We start from the raw sequence: 17833 nt of genomic DNA, 5'->3' as shown, positions 1-17833 counted from the left end.
GAGTTGCTCCTCACGATGCCGCGGAACCGCGCATCGTCGCTTGCGGTGGGACTTTTTCGGCAGCCGTTAGTCGGCGTCGAGGGTTTCGACCACCATGTTGTTGTTGGTGTATACGCAAATCTCGCCGGCGATCGTCAAAGCGCGCCTGGCAATATCCTCTGCCGAGCGATCGGTATCCATGAGGGCGCGTGCAGCGGCATAGGCATAGTTGCCGCCAGAGCCGATCGCGATCGTGCCGTGCTCGGGCTCAAGCACGTCGCCATTGCCGGTGATCGCCAGTGTAATCGACTTGTCGGCAACCAGCATCATCGCTTCGAGATTGCGCAGATACTTGTCGGTGCGCCAGTCCTTGGCGAGCTCGACGGCGGCGCGCATCAGCTGGCCGGGATATTGCTCGAGTTTCTTTTCGAGACGATCAAGCAGGGTGAAGGCATCGGCAGTCGCGCCGGCGAAGCCTGCGATCACGTCGCCGCCCTTGCCGATGCGGCGGACCTTGCGGGCGTTGCCCTTCATCACGGTCTGGCCAAGGCTCACCTGTCCGTCACCGGCCATCACCACCTTGCCGTCCTTGCGTACGGTAATAATCGTTGTCATCAGTCACCTGTCACCCGACTTGCGGGCCTTGTGGAGCGGGCTGTCAGGCCCGGTTTGTCGGTTCCTATGTAAGTGGGCTTTCGACGATTGCAATCTGCGGCAAAAGCTCTGACGCCGCCTTGCGGCAGCGCAATGTAACTTCTGGATATTTTACCGCCCTGCTGTTATGGGAGGGCCGAGATCCTCATGGAGCAGCCAAATGGCAGAGCGTAAAGGCGAAGTTTCCCGCAAGACCAACGAAACCTCGGTCTCGGTTTCCGTCCACATCGACGGCACCGGCACGGGCAAGATTTCGACGGGCGTGGGCTTCTTCGACCATATGCTCGACCAGCTCTGCCGCCACTCGCTGATCGACATGGACATCGATGTGAAGGGCGACCTGCATATCGACGACCACCACACCGTCGAAGACACGGGCATTGCGCTCGGCCAGGCGATTTCCAAGGCGCTGGGCGACCGCAAGGGTATCACGCGCTATGCGTCGATCGACCTCGCCATGGACGAGACGATGACGAAGGCGGCCATCGACGTCTCCGGTCGTCCGTTCCTGGTCTGGAACGTCGCTTTCAGCGCCCCGAAGATCGGCACCTTCGACACCGAGCTGGTGCGCGAATTCTTCCAGGCTCTCGCCCAGAACGCCGGGATCACGCTGCATGTGCTGAACCATTACGGCGCGAACAACCACCATATCGCCGAGACCTGCTTCAAGGCGGTCGCGCGCGCGCTTCGGACAGCAACCGAAGTCGATCCGCGACAGGCAAACCGTATCCCCTCCACCAAGGGCACCCTGGTTTAAGGGGTATCTCCCCCACGGGGGAAACTGCCACCTTGCTCCGGTTCGGACGTTGAAGCCGAACCGTAGAGCAGAAAGGACTGGACAACATGCGTGTAGCTATCATCGACTACGGCTCGGGCAATCTGCGCTCGGCCACCAAGGCCTTTGAACGGGCCGCCCGCGAGGCCGGCCTTGATGCCGAGATCGAGCTCACCGACAAGGCGGAGCGGGTCGCCACCGCCGACCGGATCGTACTTCCGGGTGTTGGTGCCTATGCCGACTGCCGCAAGGGGCTTGATGCCGTTCCCGGTATGCATGACGCCATCGCTGACGTCGTCGAGAAGAAGGGCCGTCCCTTCTTCGGTATCTGCGTCGGCATGCAGCTGATGTCGTCGCGCGGGCTCGAGAAGACCGTGACCGACGGCTTCGGCTGGATCGAAGGGGATGTCGTCGAGATGACGCCGTCGGACCCGTCCCTCAAGATCCCGCAGATCGGCTGGAATACGCTGACGCTCAACCGGCCGCATTCGTTGTTCGACGGCATTCCGACGGGACCGGACGGGCTGCACGCCTATTTCGTGCATTCCTATCACCTGGCTGCGCGCAAGCCCGAGGATGTCATCGCGACGACCGATTACGGTGGCGCGATGACCGCCTTAGTCGGGCGCGACAACATGGTGGGTGCGCAATTCCATCCCGAGAAGAGCCAGGCACTCGGCCTGAAGCTCATCGCCAATTTCCTGACCTGGACGCCCTGAAGGGCACGGATACTCCCATGATCCTTTTTCCCGCCATCGACCTCAAGGACGGCCAGTGCGTTCGCCTCAAGCTGGGCGACATGGAGCAGGCGACCGTCTACAATCCAGATCCGGCCGCACAGGCGCGCGCCTTCGAAGACCAGGGCTTCGAATGGCTGCATGTCGTCGATCTCAACGGCGCCTTTGCCGGTGAAAGCGTCAATGGCGCGGCCGTCGATGCGATCCTGAAGGCGACGAAGAACCCGGTGCAGCTGGGTGGTGGCATCCGCACGCTCGACCATATCGAGAGCTGGCTGTCGCGCGGGTTGTCACGCGTCATCCTCGGTACGGTCGCCGTGCGTGATCCGGCGCTCGTCATAGAAGCCTGCAAGCGCTTCCCCGGTAAGGTCGCCGTCGGCATCGACGCGAAGGGCGGCAAGGTTGCTGTCGAAGGCTGGGCTGAAGCCTCCGAACTTGGCGTGATCGAACTTGCACAGCGTTTCGAAGGCGCCGGCGTTGCGGCGATCATCTATACCGATATCGACCGTGACGGGATCCTGACCGGTATCAACTGGGCTTCGACGCTGGAACTGGCCCAAGCCGTTCCGATCCCCGTGATCGCATCGGGCGGCCTCGCCTCGATCGAAGACATCAAGCGCATGCTCGAACCCGATGCTGGGAAGCTCGAAGGTGCGATTTCCGGTCGCGCGCTTTATGATGGGCGTATTGACCCTGCAGAGGCGCTCGCGCTGATCAAGGCTGCGAGAGGCTGAGGACAAGACCATGACACTCAAGGCCCGCGTGATCCCCTGCCTCGACGTCAAGGACGGCCGCGTCGTCAAGGGCGTCAACTTCGTCGATCTCATCGATGCCGGTGACCCGGTCGAGGCTGCCAAGGCCTATGACGCTGCCGGCGCCGACGAACTCTGCTTTCTCGACATCACCGCATCCTCCGACAACCGCGACACGATCTTCGACGTGGTTGCCCAGACGGCCGATCATTGCTTCATGCCGCTGACGGTCGGCGGTGGTGTTCGCGCCGTCGCCGATATCCGCAAGCTGCTGCTCTGCGGCGCCGACAAGGTGTCGATCAATTCGGCAGCGGTGAAGAACCCCGATTTTGTGGCAGAAGCCGCCGACAAGTTCGGCAACCAGTGTATCGTCGTGTCGATCGACGCGAAGAGGGTTTCCTTAGCCGGCGAGACAGATCGCTGGGAAATATTCACCCATGGTGGTCGCCAGCCGACCGGGATCGATGCGGTCGAATTCGCAATCAAGATGGTCGAGCGCGGCGCCGGTGAACTGCTGGTCACGTCCATGGACCGCGACGGCACCAAGAGCGGCTATGACATCGGCCTCACCCGCATGATCGCGGACAGCGTTCGCGTGCCCGTCATCGCCTCCGGCGGCGTCGGCAATCTCGATGATCTGGTCGCGGGTATTCGCGATGGGCATGCGACTGCGGTTCTCGCTGCCTCGATCTTCCATTTCGGCACCTATTCGATTGCAGAGGCAAAGGCCCATATGGCCGCAGCCGGCATCGCCATGCGTCTCGACTGACGCGGAAAGGCTTGGCATGAGCAAGTTCACCCTCGCCGATCTGGAGGCCATCGTCGCCAGCCGCGCTCAGGCGGATCCGAGCCAATCTTGGACGGCCAAACTCGTGGCAGGCGGTCAGGGCAAGGCTGCAAAGAAGCTAGGAGAAGAGGCGATTGAGGCGGTGATGGCTGCGGTCAAGGACGATCGCGAAAACCTTGTCTACGAGAGCGCCGACCTGCTCTATCACCTGATGGTCGTATTGAAAATTGCGGACATCCCTTTACAAGCAGTGATGCAGGAACTTGAGCGTCGGACCGCTCAGACGGGCCTGAATGAGAAGGCCAGTCGGCAGGATCCATGACGATAGCTATGCGGGACCCCGAAACGCCAGACGTCCTCGACCATTTCCAGGCGAACGGCTATTCTCCCTATCTCTTCTTCGACAGCGAGGAATGGGCGCATTTCCGCGCCGATACGCCACTGACGCTGACGGCTGATGAAGTTAAGCGGCTGCGCTCGATCGACGACCCGATCGACCTTGATGAGGTCCGCCGGATCTATCTTTCGCTGTCGCGCCTCTTGTCGTCGCATGTTGAATCCTCGCAGCTGCTGTTCGAACAGCGCAACCGTTTCCTCAGCATGTCGGATGTGTTCAAGACACCCTTCGTCATCGGCATTGCCGGGTCGGTGGCGGTGGGCAAGTCGACGACAGCGCGTATCCTCAAGGAATTGCTTGCCCGCTGGCCGTCGAGCCCGAAGGTCGATCTAGTCACCACCGATGGCTTTCTCTATCCGAACGCTCATCTGGTGAAGAACGGTATCCTGAACCGCAAGGGTTTCCCGGAAAGCTACGACATCGGGGCGCTGTTGCGCTTCCTGTCGGCGATCAAGGCCGGACTGCCGAACGTCAAGGCGCCCAGCTATTCGCATCTGACCTATGACGTGCTGCCGAATGAGCACCGGGTGATCGACCGGCCCGATATCCTGATCTTCGAGGGGATCAACGTTCTGCAGTCGCGCAATCTGCCGGCCGACGGCAAGATCGTGCCGATGGTCTCGGACTTCTTCGACTTCTCGATCTATATCGACGCCGACGAGAACGCGATCCATCGCTGGTATGTCGAACGCTTCATGAAGCTCCGGCAGACCGCCTTCCGCGATCCGAACTCCTACTTCCATCGCTATGCGACGATCAGCGAGGATGAAGCCAAGGAGATCGCCGAGGGGCTCTGGGCGAACATCAACCTGAAGAACCTCAGGGAAAACATCCTGCCGACGCGTCCGCGGGCTGATCTGATCCTGCGTAAGGGTGATAACCACCTCGTCGAGACAGTGGCGCTCAGAAAACTGTAAGCGATCGATCGCCGGCTATGGGTTGACCCGACGAAGCGTCAGGTTGATGCGGCCGCCGGATTTCAGAAGGGTCGAGGTTCCGGGATAGATGCGGTCGACGCCATGGAAGCACAGTCGACCTTCGCCACCGAGGATGAAAAGATCGCCGCTATCCAGCTTCAAGGATTTCGTCCGGTCAGTGCGGGATAGACCGCCGATGCGGAACAGGCAGGTGTTTCCAAGCGAAATCGAGAGGACCGGGGCCGACAAGTCGGTTTCATCTCGATCCTGGTGCAGGCCCATCTTGGCGTCATCGGCATAGAAATTGACGAGGCATGCTTCGGGATCTTTGGGATAGCCTGAGAGCTCGCGCCATAGGTCAAGCAAAACCTGCGGGATGTCGGGCCAGGGTTTGCCCGTTAGCGGATGAGACGGCTGGTAACGATAACCCCTCTCCTTGTCGGTGACCCAACCAAGCGGGCCGCAATTCGTCATGCGCACCGACATGGGGCGGCCTGAGCCGGGCATGACAGGAACATAGAGCGGCGCCTCGACCACAACCCCGCGAATGATATCGACCAGCTCTTCCTGCTCGGCCCGTGACAGGCGGCCCGGGAGATAACGAAGACCGGATTGGAGGCTGATCTCGGCTTTCGTTTCAGCCATGCTCAATCTCCCGCCGGCTTGCCGCGCATCTTCTTCACATCCGAACGTCCGGACTTGGCCTTGAGGCGCCGTTCGATCGAACCCTTGGTGGGCTTGGTCTTCTTGCGGGGCGGCGGTGGTGGCTTGGCCGCTTCAAGCAGCAGCTCCTTCAGGCGGTCGCGCGCGTCTTCGCGATTACGGTCCTGGCTGCGGAAGCGGCTCGCCTCGATCATCAGCACGCCTTCTTTGGACAGGCGTTTGCCGGCGAGCTTGGCGGCGTTCTGCTTCACGCGATCATTCAGCGCGGGCGATCCGAGCAGATTGAAAAAGAGCTGAACGGCGGTCGAGACCTTGTTGACGTTCTGGCCGCCCGGGCCGCCGGCCAGCACGAATTGTTCCGTCAGCTCCCAGCCGGCGATCGTAATGCGGTTGTTGATCTCTAGCGGTTCGCTTGCCATGTCATCGGTCTCTTTCTCGGCTCCCATATCGGCCGCAAAGACTTCAAAGGCAAGCCGGAAGCAGAAGAGGCCCGGCAAACATGCCGGGCCTCTTCATGGTCGTCAAATCAGCAGATTACTCGGCCGCGAGACGAATGCCCGGGGCTGCGTCGCGGACCTTGCCATCGACATGGGCTTCGAACTTGGCGAAGTTGTCGATGAACATGCCGACCAGCTTCTTGGCCTGCGCGTCGTAGGCGACGCCGTCGGCCCAGGTTGAGCGTGGGTCGAGGATCTTCGTGTCGACGCCACCGACGGCGACCGGAACGGCGAAGCCGAAGTTTGCATCGGTGCGCATCTCGACCTTTTTCAGCTCACCAGTGAGAGCCGCCGTCAAAAGCGCACGGGTCGCCTTGATCGGCATGCGGTTCCCCGTGCCATAAGCGCCGCCGGTCCAGCCGGTGTTCACCAGCCAGCAATCGACCTCGTGACGTGCGATCAGATCGCGAAGCAGGTTACCGTATTCCGTCGGGTGACGCGGCATGAAGGGGGCGCCGAAGCAGGTCGAGAAGGTCGCTTCCGGTTCGGTGACGCCCTTTTCGGTTCCGGCTACCTTTGCCGTGTAGCCGGACAGGAAGTGGTACATGGCCTGTTCTGGCGTCAGCTTGGCGATCGGCGGGAGAACACCGAAGGCATCGGCCGTCAGCATGATGATCGTCTTCGGATGCGGCGCGATACCGGTCTCCGATGCATTCGGAATGAAATGCAGCGGATAGGCGCAGCGCGTGTTTTCCGTCAGCGAGCCGTCATTGAAATCCGGAACGCGGTTTTCGTCCAGAATGACGTTTTCAAGCACGGTGCCGAAGCGCTTGGTCGTGGCGAAGATCTCCGGCTCGGCTTCTGCCGAAAGACGGATGGTCTTGGCGTAGCAGCCACCTTCGAAGTTGAAGATGCCGTTTTCACCCCAGCCATGTTCGTCATCACCGATCAGGGTACGCTTCGGATCAGCCGACAGCGTGGTCTTGCCTGTGCCGGACAGGCCGAAGAAGACAGCGGCGTCGCCATCAGGGCCGACATTGGCCGAGCAATGCATCGGCATGACGCCCTTGGACGGCAGGAGATAGTTGAGCACGGTGAAGACCGACTTCTTCATCTCACCGGCATAGGACGTGCCGCCGATGAGGACGATGCCGTTGGTCAGGTCGCAAGCGATGACCGTCTCGGTGCGGCAGCCATGACGGGCAGGATCGGCGCGGAAGCTCGGCAGATCGATGATCGTCAACTTGGGCAGGAAGCCTTCCAAAGCTTCACGCTCCGGACGGATCAGCAAGTTGCGGATGAAGAGCGAGTGCCAAGCGAATTCGGTCACGACACGAGTCAGCAGAGCATTGTCTGCATCCGCGCCGCCGATTAGATCCTGCACGAAGAGGTCCCTGCCCTCGGCATGGGCCAGCATGTCCTGATGCAGCACGGCGAAATGCTCGGGCGACATCGGCTTGTTGTTGTCCCACCAGATCTGGTCGTCGGTCTTTGCATCGCGAACGACGAATTTGTCCTTGGCGGAACGGCCCGTGTGCTGGCCGGTCAGTGCGCGCAGCGCACCATCGGGTGTAAGCTCGGCCTCGCCGCGACGGATAGCCTCTTCGTAAAGAGCGGCCTCCAGGAAGTTGTAGCGAACGCTGGCGGCCTTCCCCAAGCCGATATCCGCGATACCCGCAGCCGGGTTCCTCACGCCGAATTCCTCCATGGGTGCGCCTTCCTCTCACATGGGCCAGAACTGAATGAGGGAAAACTAAACGGCACCGGCTCGAAAAGCAAGGTAGTACTCTAAAAAATATAATGATATCAATTATTTAATCGATTTAAACTGGAAAATGGCCTTTTTAAATCGTTTAGTTCCGCTTCCATTCCACGTCGAAAGACGGAGATAAGAGGAGCGAATTTGCCGTTGGACCGAAATCTGCTCGGCACGCCCCTTCCCCTCTGCCACAATTTGTTCCACCTTTATCCTCATATCGCACTGCCATGGAACCAGAGCTGGGCTGGACGAACCAGGAGCAGCGCAACGATGACGGAGACGTACACTATGCAGACGATCGCCCTCGTGGATGACGACCGCAACATTCTGACTTCGGTTTCGATTGCACTCGAAGCGGAAGGCTACAAGGTCGAAACCTACACCGATGGCGCCTCGGCTCTCGACGGTCTTCTCGCCCGTCCGCCGCAGCTGGCCATCTTCGACATCAAGATGCCGCGTATGGACGGCATGGAGCTCCTGCGCCGCCTGCGTCAGAAGTCCGACATTCCGGTGATCTTCCTCACCTCCAAGGACGAGGAGATCGACGAACTCTTTGGCCTGAAGATGGGCGCCGACGACTTCATCACCAAGCCGTTTTCGCAGCGCCTGCTGGTCGAGCGCGTCAAGGCGATCCTGCGACGCTCGGCGAGCCGTGAGACTCTGGCGGCCGGTGGCGGCCCCGCCAAGGGGAGCCCAGAACAACAGGCGCGCACACTGGAGCGTGGCCAGCTGGTCATGGATCAGGAGCGCCACACCTGCACCTGGAAGGGCGATCCGGTCACGCTGACCGTCACCGAATTCCTGATCCTTCACTCGCTGGCACAGCGCCCCGGCGTCGTGAAGAGCCGCGATGCTCTGATGGATGCCGCTTACGATGAGCAGGTCTATGTCGACGACCGGACCATCGACAGCCACATCAAGCGACTGCGCAAGAAGTTCAAGATGGTCGATACCGACTTCGACATGATTGAAACCCTTTACGGTGTGGGCTACCGCTTCCGCGAAGCAGCGTAAGGTCTCGTCGTCATGGCCGCTTCGGCCAATGCAGACGGGCGAAAGGTAAAGGTTTGACCCAGCAGGTTGACGAGGGACATCTGGAGGAGCCGGAATCCGGCTCCGAACAGCGTCGGCTGTTCACCCATCCCTTCACGCTCATCCGGCGGATCTTCGGCCACGCGCTCTTCTCGAGCCTGACACGCCGAATCGTCTTCTTCAACCTCGCCGCGCTGATCGTGCTGGTCGGCGGCATCATGTATCTCAACCAGTTCCGCGAGGGGCTGATCGATGCCCGCGTGGAAAGCCTGCTGACACAGGGCGAGATCATCGCTGCAGCCGTCTCGGCTTCGGCCTCGGTCGATACGAATTCGATCACGATCGATCCGGAAAAGCTGCTCGAGCTCCAGGCCGGGCAGAGCATCACGCCTGTTCCGAACGACGAAGACCTGGAGTTCCCGATCAATCCGGAACGCGTGGCCCCGGTTCTTCGACGCCTGATCTCGCCGACGCGGATCCGCGCCCGCCTGTTCGATGCCGATGCCAATCTTCTGCTGGATTCCCGGCATCTCTATTCGCGCGGCCAGGTGCTGCGCTTCGACCTGCCGCCAGTCGACAACGATTCCACCAGCTTCACCGACTGGATCACGCGCCTCTTCAATACCATCCTGCAGCCCGGAAACCTGCCGGTTTACCGCGAAGCGCCGGGCGGAGATGGCTCGATCTATCCGGAGGTGATGAACGCGCTGACCGGTGTGCGCGGCGCCGTGGTTCGCGTAACGGATCAGGGCGAGCTGATCGTATCGGTGGCGGTTCCCGTCCAACGGTCACGTGCGGTGCTCGGCGTGCTTTTGCTCTCCACGCAGGCCGGTGATATCGACAAGATCGTGCATGCAGAACGCCTCGCCATCCTGCGCGTTTTCGGGGTGGCGACCCTGGTGAACATTGTCGTGTCGCTGCTGTTGTCCTCGACCATCGCCAACCCGTTGCGTAGGCTTTCGGCAGCCGCCATCCGCGTTCGCCGTGGCGCCAAGGAACGCGAGGAGATCCCCGACTTCTCGATCCGTCAGGATGAAATCGGAAACCTCTCGATCGCACTTCGCGAGATGACGACGGCGCTTTACGATCGTATCGACGCGATCGAGAGCTTTGCTGCCGATGTCAGCCACGAACTCAAGAACCCGCTGACATCCCTTCGTTCCGCCGTCGAAACCCTGCCTCTGGCAAAGACCGATCAATCCCGGCAGCGGCTGATGGACATCATCCAGCACGATGTTCGCCGCCTCGACCGTCTGATCAGCGACATCTCGGATGCATCGCGGCTCGACGCCGAGCTTGCGCGCTCGGATGCCAAGCCGGTTGACCTGGAGGTGTTGATCTCTAGCCTTGTCGATATCTCTCGGGAGATCCGAAGCGGCAAGAAGGTAGTGAAGATCGACTGCGTGGTGGACCACAAGCAGGGCTCGAACCAGAATTTCCTCGTCAACGGGCATGATCTCCGCCTCGGCCAGATCGTGACCAACCTGATCGAGAACGCCCGTTCCTTCGTGCCTGAGGAAACCGGCCGGATCCTGGTCAAGCTTTCACGCAACAAGAGCCGATGCCTTATCCAGGTCGAGGACAACGGTCCCGGCATTCAGGCCGAAGATATCGACCGTATCTTCGAGCGCTTTTATACCGACCGCCCCGAGGGTGAGAGCTTCGGCCAGAACTCCGGCCTTGGTCTTTCGATCAGCCGGCAGATTGCAGAAGCGCATGGCGGCACGTTGAGGGCCGAGAATGTGATGGATCCGGCCACGGGCCGCATCACCGGCGCTCGCTTCGTTCTATCGCTGCCTGTGGGCACCCCCACATGAGCGAAACGCCCGAGAACATCCACGGGACGGCTATCACCGTGGATGGCATCGGGCTTCTCTTCCTCGGACCATCCGGAAGCAGCAAATCGAGCCTTGCTTTCGATTGTCTGTCAGAGGCCAAGCTGATGGGCTGTTCCAGCGCACTGATCTCGGATGACCGCGTGCTGGTGTCTCAGCGTGGCGAAACGATCATTGCGGCGGGTCCGGGTTCGATCCGCGGACTGATGGAGTTGCGCTACAGCGGCATCGTCTCCGTCCCTCATGTTGCAGAGGCGGATCTTCACTACGCGATATTGCCGGTATCAGGCGATGAGGTGGACCGGCTTCCGCCCGACGATGAGGTCGCCGAGGTCACTCCCACCATTCGCCTGCCCGCCATCCGATTGCCCTTGTGGAGCAGATTTCCGCTGAGCTTGATCTTCGCACGGATCCGCAGTCTGCAGACAAGTGGATGAAACACACGCTGTTTTGGCTTGCACTTCCCGCTTTGATCGACAAGATGGCGACCCACTGATGGACGAAACGCCAATCTTGAGCTATTCGGCGAGAGTTGCGCTAAGGGGCAGTTAAGAATGATCGGACTTGTGCTTGTCACGCATGGCAAGCTGGCTGAAGAGTTTCACCACGCGGTGGAGCATGTCGTAGGCCCACAGAAATTCATCGAGACCGTTTCGATCGGCCCCGAAGATGACATGGATCAGCGCCGCCAGGACATTCTCGATGCCGTCTTGCGCGCGGATGATGGGCATGGCGTCATCATCCTGACCGACATGTTCGGCGGCACGCCTTCCAATCTCGCCATCTCTGTCATGAACACCGGTCGCATCGAAGTCATCGCCGGGGTCAATCTCCCCATGCTGATCAAGCTTGCAGGCGTTCGCGGCGATAACGACATGGATCGCTCGCTCGTAGAGGCTTCGGAAGCCGGACGGAAATACATCAATGTCGCTAGCCGCGTGTTGAGTGGTAAGTGAAACGATGAGCGACATGATCTCGCGTGATCTGCTGATCATCAACAAGCGCGGCCTCCACGCCCGGGCCTCGGCCAAGTTCGTTCAGACCGTCAGCGGCTTTGACGCGACAGTCAGCGTATCGAAAGACGGCACCACCGTCGGCGGCACATCGATTATGGGGCTCATGATGCTGGCTGCCAGCCCCGGCTGCTCCATCTCAGTCTCAGCCTCGGGCAACCAGGCGCAGGATGTGATGAACGCCCTCTCGGCGCTCGTCGCCGATCGCTTTGGTGAAGAGATGTAAAGCATCGCGACATAAAGACATAAAGACTTCTTTATGTCAGATTGCGTTTGACGCCTTTCCCTGCTAGAACACAGACAAGCCCTGCAGACAGATCTGCGGGAGAGCCAGTTTGTCCATCCGCCATGAATTGCGGATCGGATCGGATCCAGCCGGAGAACCCCATGAGCAAACATGACTATGTGATCGCCGATATCGGTCTTGCCGATTTTGGCCGCAAGGAAATCAGCATCGCTGAAACCGAAATGCCGGGCCTGATGGCCTGCCGCGAAGAATTCGGGGCGAGCAAGCCGCTGAAGGGTGCGCGCATCACAGGTTCGCTGCACATGACGATCCAGACCGCCGTCCTGATCGAGACCCTTGTCGCGCTCGGCGCCGAGGTCCGTTGGGCATCCTGCAACATCTTCTCGACGCAGGACCATGCTGCTGCGGCAATCGCTGCTGCCGGCATTCCGGTCTTCGCGATCAAGGGCGAGTCGCTGACGGACTACTGGGACTACACCGACAAGATCTTCCAGTGGACTGACGGTGGCTTGTCCAACATGATCCTCGACGACGGTGGCGACGCCACCATGTACATCCTGCTTGGCGCCCGTGCCGAAGCCGGTGAGGACGTTCTTTCGAACCCGCAGTCGGAAGAAGAAGAAATTCTGGTCGCGCAGATCAAGAAGCGCCTGGCCGCCACGCCTGGCTGGTTCACCAAGCAGCGCGATGCCATCAAGGGCGTGACCGAAGAAACCACCACGGGCGTGCACCGCCTTTACGAACTCGCCAAGAAGGGCCTCCTCCCCTTCCCGGCCATCAACGTCAACGACTCGGTCACAAAGTCCAAGTTCGACAACAAGTATGGCTGCAAGGAATCGCTGGTTGACGGCATTCGCCGCGGTACCGACGTGATGATGGCCGGCAAGGTTGCCGTCGTCTGCGGCTACGGCGACGTCGGCAAGGGTTCGGCCGCCTCGCTGCGTGGTGCCGGCGCCCGCGTCAAGGTGACGGAAGTCGACCCGATCTGCGCCCTGCAGGCCGCCATGGACGGCTTTGAAGTTGTCACGCTCGAGGACGTCGTTTCCTCGGCCGACATCTTCATCACGACCACCGGCAACAAGGACGTCATCCGCATCGAGCACATGCGCGAGATGAAGGACATGGCGATCGTCGGCAACATCGGCCACTTCGACAACGAGATCCAGGTCGCTTCCCTGAAGAACCTGCGTTGGACGAACATCAAGCCGCAGGTCGACATGATCGAGTTCCCGAAGGGCAACCGCATGATCCTTCTCTCGGAAGGCCGCCTGCTGAACCTCGGCAACGCAACTGGCCACCCGTCCTTCGTGATGTCGGCATCGTTTACCAACCAGGTTCTCGGCCAGATCGAGCTGTTTGCGAAGAACGACGAATACAAGCCGGGCGTCTATGTTCTGCCGAAGCACCTCGACGAAAAGGTCGCTCGTCTGCACCTCGAAAAGCTCGGCGTGAAGCTGACGCAGCTTTCGGACGAACAGGCAGCCTATATCGGCGTCACGACCCAGGGTCCGTTCAAGTCCGAACACTATCGCTATTAAAATATAGCTGGATAATATCTACATCTAGTGGGCGGCGCCTTGACAAGGGCGCCGCTTTCTTTTTTGGGCCCCGGCCTTCCCGACCCTATCCATCAAAGGTATTGTTTTAGAACTTGATTCGTGGACTGCACGAGCGCTCCGCGGATACGGATGTCTTGTCGACGATGCGGCACATAATAAGACGGAGACAGACCGAGAATGTCGGTACATCAACGCACCCCGCGTCAGCGGGATACGGCTATGACGGCCGGTTTTCCAAGCCTCTGGCGGCCAACATCAAACCTGACAACCGCGGTGCTCCGCAAGGTCGCACAGCGCCCAGCCGTTGCAGCCATGCGCCGCTTGCTGACCTGCGGTAGCGCACTTGTGGGCATCATCACGCCCAGCCTCGCGCATGCCCAGACCGCTGCGGCTCCGCTGCGCGGCTTCGACAGCGCCGATGTGGCGGGTTATGCCGTGCTCCTCGGCTCGGTCTCTGCAGCCTTGATCTTCGCGGCCGTTCTGCTTCGCCAGCGCAACAGGCTTGATGTCGAAGTGCGCGAACTGCGCTCTGCTTTTTCGGACAGCCAGCACAAGATCTCTCGGTACCAGACCCTGATCGCTGACAAGAACCGGCGCACGGTGATCTGGGAAGGCCATAACGGCAAAACTGAACTGCTTGGCCAGCTTCCGGCGGAGACAGGTGCTCCCCAGCAGGACCCGGACTTTCTGGCTTTCGGCCGTTGGCTGAAGCCACATTCGGCAAGCGAAGTCGAACGCGCCATCGAAGGTCTGCGGCTGAACGCGAAGTCCTTCGACCTCGTCGTCGAAACCCAGCGCGGTGAAGTTCTGGAGGTTCAAGGCAAGCTCTACGGCGGTCGCGCTTATGCGCATTTCGTTGCCCTCGACAACCTGCGTGCCGAACTGGCCGAACTGAAGATCGAGCGCAACCGCCTGCGTAGTTCTATCGCTACCTTTGAATCGCTTCTCGATTCCATCGAGCAGCCTGTCTGGCAGCGCGACGGCGAAGGCCGCCTGGTCTGGGTCAACCAGGCCTATAGCGACGCCGTGGAGGCAAGCTCGCCGCAACAGGCGGTGCAGGAGGGGCGCGAAATTCTGGGCACCCTCACCCGGGAAAAGATTAAGGCCTCAGCGACCCCGGAATCCCCTTTCCAGGATACCGTCTCGACGGCCGTTCGTGGCGCTCGGACCTTTTTCGATGTCGTCGATGTGAGGGGTCCGGCGGGCTCCTGTGGCATGGCGATCGACGTCTCGTCCGCAGAGACGCTCCGGGAAGACCTGACCCGGACGCTGAAGAGCCATGCCGACACGCTGGACCATCTGGCAACGCCGGTGGCCATTTTCGATGCCGACCGCCGCCTGCAATTCTACAATCAGGCTTTCCAGCAGCTTTGGGGTCTCGAAGCCAAGTTCCTCGAAAGCCGTCCCGATCATGCCGAACTGCTCGATCGGCTTCGTGCGGCGCACAAGCTGCCGGAACAGCTGAGCTGGAAGGCGTGGAAGGAAAATTGCCTTTCCGTCTACCGCGCTCTGGAGACGCAGACGGACCTCTGGCATCTGCCGAACGGCCAGACGCTTCGGGTGATCGCGTCAGCCCATCCGCAGGGTGGCGCCACCTGGGTGTTCGAGAACCTGACGGAACAGGTCAATCTGGAGACCCGTTACAACACCCTCGTGCAGGTGCAGGGCGAAACCATCGACCACCTATCAGAAGGCGTCGCCGTTTTTGGCCCAGATGGCCGGATCCAGCTGTCCAATCCCGCCTTCCGTGCCCTCTGGGGCATCACCGAAGCGCAGGCCGCTGTTGGCACCCATATCCGCCTGCTCGAAGCTGCCTGCGGGACGTCCTACGACAAGCCGGACGGCTGGAAGGCGTTCGGCAAGATGATCACCAGTTTCGAGGACGAGCGTCCGTCCAGTCAGGGCACGCTGGAGCTCTATTCCGGCCTGGTGCTTGATTATGCCGTAACACCGCTGCCGAATGCGCAGACCATGCTCACCTTCGTGAACATGACCGACAGCGTTCGTGCGGAACGGGCGCTGAAGGAGAAGAACGAAGCGCTGCAGAAGGCAGACGAGCTGAAGAACGATTTCGTCCAGCACGTCTCCTACGAGCTTCGCTCGCCGCTCACCAACATCATCGGCTTCACCGATCTCCTGAAGACACCGACGATCGGACCGCTCAACGAACGGCAGGCCGAATATATCGACCATATCTCGACCTCCTCGTCAGTCCTGCTGACCATCGTCAACGACATCCTCGATCTCGCGACTGTCGATGCCGGGATCATGCAGCTGGACTATTCGGAAATCGATCTGAGCGATCTTCTCGACGATGTCTCGATGCAGATGACCGACCGATTGCAGGAAGGCGGCGTGACGCTGGAGATCGCCGCTCCCGCGCAGCTTGGTCATCTGATTGCCGACCGGCAGCGGTTGAAGCAGATCCTCATCAAGATCCTGACCAATGCCGTGAACTACGCCCCCGAAGGCTCGGTCGTCTCGATGAAATGCTGGCGCGAGGCCAATGATTTCGCCTTTTCAGTCAGTGACAACGGCTGCGGCATGAGCGCCGACCTTGTGTCCTCGGCCTTTGACCGCTTCTCGACGAGTGCCAAGGGCGGCAAGCGTAGCGGGCCGGGTCTTGGTCTCTCGATCGTCCAGAGCTTCGTCAACCTGCACAAGGGTGAAGTGAAGATCGAAAGCGAGCCGGGCCGCGGAACCACGGTTCACTGCCGCATCCCCTCTGCTAGTCTACCGCAGATGATCGCCGCCGCCGAATGAGCGCCGAGCCCACCCCGCTTGCCATCCACCTCGCCGACGACCGTGCCACCGCACTGTTCGGCGAGGATTTGCTTCTCGCGCTTCAGGTCGGTGATTGCATCGCGCTAGAGGGCGACCTTGGCGCCGGGAAATCCACGCTGAGCCGAGCCTTGATCCGAGCCCTTGCGGATGATCCGGATCTGGACGTTCCCAGTCCGACCTTTACGCTGGTGCAGAACTACGAGCTGCGGATCCCCGTCGCGCATTTCGATCTTTACCGCCTGTCCGATCCGAGCGAGCTCGACGAACTCGGACTGGAGGAGGCCCTGGCCGAGGGCATCTGCCTCGTTGAATGGCCCGGCAAAGCAGGCCGCGCGCTACCGAAGAACCGGATCGAGATCAGTTTCGCATTTGCGTCCGACGGTGGGCGTGACCTGTCCATCCGGGCTCCGGAGGCGAAACTGGCAAGGCTGCGCCGCGTTGCCGATATCAGACGCTTCCTCGACGCAAACGGCTGCAAGGATGCGCACAGACGCCACCTGACGGGCGACGCCTCAAACCGCGCCTATGAACATGTCTACCCTGCCGACGGAGGTACGCGTCTTGTTCTGATGGATGCGCCCAAACGGCCGAATGGTCCACCGATTCGCGACGGGAAACCGTATTCGCAGCTCGTGCATCTCGCAGAGGATGTCCGGCCCTTCGTCGCCATCGGCCAGGCTTTGAGAGAGCGGGGTTTTGCGGCGCCGAAAGTGCTAGCCCAGGACCTTGATGCAGGCATCCTGCTTCTCGAAGATCTCGGTGAAGAGGGCGTGATCGACCATCAGGGCAAGCCGATCGCGGAGCGCTACCGCGCCAGTGCCGCTTGCCTCGCTGCCATTCACGACACGGCATTCGAACGCGAAATCGTCATCCCGGGCGGTCATCGGCACAGGATCCCGGATTTCGATCGCGCAGCCATGAAATTCGAGGTCGAACTGCTACTCGATTGGCACCTGCCCTGGAAACGCGTTGGAAAGCCGGCAACGACGGAAGAGCGTACGCGCTATCTCGCCATCTGGGACCGATTGATCGACGAACTGGCGGATGCCGACACATCCATTGTGATGCGTGACTTCCACTCGCCCAACATCATCTGGCGGGGCAACCGCGAAGGCCATGATAGGGTCGGTTTGATCGACTTCCAGGATGCCATGATCGGGCCAGCCGCCTATGATGTGGTTTCTCTGGTTCAGGATGCGCGGGTGACGATCGAGCGTCCGCTCATGGATCAATTGATGGCCGACTATCTTTCCGCGCGGTCGAGAATATCGGGCTTCGATGAAGCCGCATTCCTGAAGAGTTGGGCGATCATGTCGGCGCAGCGAGCCTGCAAGCTGAACGGGCTCTGGGTCCGACTGAAGGAACGAGACGGCAAGCCGGGCTATATGCGCCATCTGCCGCGGACCCTCTGGCATCTCAACGTGGCTTTTGAGCATCCTGTTCTCGCCCCCTTGCGGAACTGGTGCTTAGAGGCTGGAATCGAGCTTCCCGAATCACCGGCCTGAG

The 17833-nt window shown here is 60.6% G+C and carries 18 protein-coding genes; 14 read left to right on the top strand and 4 right to left on the bottom strand.

What is annotated here, in order from left to right; genetic code table 11:
• Positions 1-66: 66 nt before the first annotated feature.
• Positions 67-594, bottom strand: coding sequence for an ATP-dependent protease subunit HslV (gene hslV, locus C0V73_RS17410; protein ID WP_102021233.1), 528 nt, complete (start codon positions 592-594; stop codon positions 67-69).
• Positions 595-793: 199 nt separating this feature from the next.
• Here hslV and hisB point away from each other — a divergent pair, with 199 nt between their 5' ends.
• From hisB to coaA, 6 genes are all read left to right on the top strand, one after another.
• Positions 794-1390: an imidazoleglycerol-phosphate dehydratase HisB gene (gene hisB / locus C0V73_RS17405; protein WP_076397083.1), complete on the top strand. Its 597-nt coding sequence runs from the start codon at positions 794-796 to the stop codon at positions 1388-1390.
• 86 nt (positions 1391-1476) lie between these two features.
• Positions 1477-2127 carry an imidazole glycerol phosphate synthase subunit HisH gene (gene hisH / locus C0V73_RS17400; RefSeq protein ID WP_102021232.1) on the top strand — a complete coding sequence of 217 codons (651 nt, stop codon included), beginning with the start codon at positions 1477-1479 and terminating at the stop codon, positions 2125-2127.
• Positions 2128-2144: 17 nt separating this feature from the next.
• Positions 2145-2879 (top strand): 1-(5-phosphoribosyl)-5-[(5-phosphoribosylamino)methylideneamino]imidazole-4-carboxamide isomerase, encoded by a 735-nt coding sequence (hisA, locus tag C0V73_RS17395; protein ID WP_102021231.1) that lies wholly within the window; start codon positions 2145-2147, stop codon positions 2877-2879.
• Between the two features lie 10 nt (positions 2880-2889).
• Positions 2890-3666, top strand: coding sequence for an imidazole glycerol phosphate synthase subunit HisF (gene hisF / locus C0V73_RS17390; RefSeq protein ID WP_102021230.1), 777 nt, complete (start codon positions 2890-2892; stop codon positions 3664-3666).
• Between the two features lie 16 nt (positions 3667-3682).
• Complete coding sequence (locus tag C0V73_RS17385; RefSeq protein WP_102021229.1) at positions 3683-4006, top strand: phosphoribosyl-ATP diphosphatase; 324 nt, start codon at positions 3683-3685, stop codon at positions 4004-4006.
• The gene (gene coaA, locus C0V73_RS17380) at positions 4003-4998 is read left to right on the top strand and encodes a type I pantothenate kinase (RefSeq protein WP_102021228.1); all 996 of its coding nucleotides are present in this window, start codon (positions 4003-4005) and stop codon (positions 4996-4998) included. Before C0V73_RS17385 ends, coaA begins: the two co-directional genes overlap by 4 nt.
• Before the next feature lie 15 nt (positions 4999-5013).
• Here coaA and C0V73_RS17375 read toward each other — a convergent pair whose 3' ends face one another.
• The 3 genes from C0V73_RS17375 to C0V73_RS17365 form a co-directional block, all read right to left on the bottom strand.
• Positions 5014-5643, bottom strand: coding sequence for an alpha-ketoglutarate-dependent dioxygenase AlkB (locus tag C0V73_RS17375; RefSeq protein ID WP_102021227.1), 630 nt, complete (start codon positions 5641-5643; stop codon positions 5014-5016).
• A 2-nt stretch (positions 5644-5645) separates the two neighbouring features.
• Entirely contained in the window at positions 5646-6080 is a 435-nt protein-coding gene (gene arfB, locus C0V73_RS17370) for an alternative ribosome rescue aminoacyl-tRNA hydrolase ArfB (RefSeq protein ID WP_102021295.1), read from the bottom strand.
• Positions 6081-6195: 115 nt separating this feature from the next.
• On the bottom strand, positions 6196-7806 hold the full coding sequence (locus C0V73_RS17365; protein WP_102021226.1) for a phosphoenolpyruvate carboxykinase: 1611 nt from the start codon (positions 7804-7806) through the stop codon (positions 6196-6198).
• A 339-nt stretch (positions 7807-8145) separates the two neighbouring features.
• Between C0V73_RS17365 and C0V73_RS17360 the strand changes: the two genes are divergently transcribed.
• The 8 genes from C0V73_RS17360 to tsaE all read left to right on the top strand — a co-directional run bounded on the left by C0V73_RS17360 (position 8146) and on the right by tsaE (position 17832).
• A complete protein-coding gene (locus C0V73_RS17360; protein ID WP_210200169.1) occupies positions 8146-8871 on the top strand; it encodes a response regulator transcription factor in 726 nt (241 codons plus the stop codon).
• Between the two features lie 53 nt (positions 8872-8924).
• Positions 8925-10706, top strand: coding sequence for a sensor histidine kinase (locus tag C0V73_RS17355; protein ID WP_102021224.1), 1782 nt, complete (start codon positions 8925-8927; stop codon positions 10704-10706).
• On the top strand, positions 10703-11161 hold the full coding sequence (locus tag C0V73_RS17350) for a serine kinase (protein ID WP_102021223.1): 459 nt from the start codon (positions 10703-10705) through the stop codon (positions 11159-11161). Before C0V73_RS17355 ends, C0V73_RS17350 begins: the two co-directional genes overlap by 4 nt.
• Before the next feature lie 117 nt (positions 11162-11278).
• A complete protein-coding gene (locus C0V73_RS17345; RefSeq protein WP_102021222.1) occupies positions 11279-11680 on the top strand; it encodes a PTS sugar transporter subunit IIA in 402 nt (133 codons plus the stop codon).
• 4 nt (positions 11681-11684) lie between these two features.
• Complete coding sequence (locus C0V73_RS17340; protein ID WP_172450213.1) at positions 11685-11963, top strand: HPr family phosphocarrier protein; 279 nt, start codon at positions 11685-11687, stop codon at positions 11961-11963.
• A gap of 161 nt (positions 11964-12124) precedes the next feature.
• Positions 12125-13522 carry an adenosylhomocysteinase gene (gene ahcY, locus C0V73_RS17335; RefSeq protein WP_102021221.1) on the top strand — a complete coding sequence of 466 codons (1398 nt, stop codon included), beginning with the start codon at positions 12125-12127 and terminating at the stop codon, positions 13520-13522.
• A gap of 240 nt (positions 13523-13762) precedes the next feature.
• Entirely contained in the window at positions 13763-16306 is a 2544-nt protein-coding gene (locus C0V73_RS17325; RefSeq protein ID WP_102021220.1) for a PAS domain-containing sensor histidine kinase, read from the top strand.
• The gene (gene tsaE / locus C0V73_RS17320) at positions 16303-17832 is read left to right on the top strand and encodes a tRNA (adenosine(37)-N6)-threonylcarbamoyltransferase complex ATPase subunit type 1 TsaE (RefSeq protein ID WP_102021219.1); all 1530 of its coding nucleotides are present in this window, start codon (positions 16303-16305) and stop codon (positions 17830-17832) included. Before C0V73_RS17325 ends, tsaE begins: the two co-directional genes overlap by 4 nt.
• Position 17833 lies beyond the last annotated feature (1 nt).

Source organism: Rhizobium sp. TH135, from assembly GCF_002855515.1.
GTDB lineage: Bacteria > Pseudomonadota > Alphaproteobacteria > Rhizobiales > Rhizobiaceae > Allorhizobium.
This window is presented reverse-complemented; position numbering and strand designations above follow the sequence as displayed.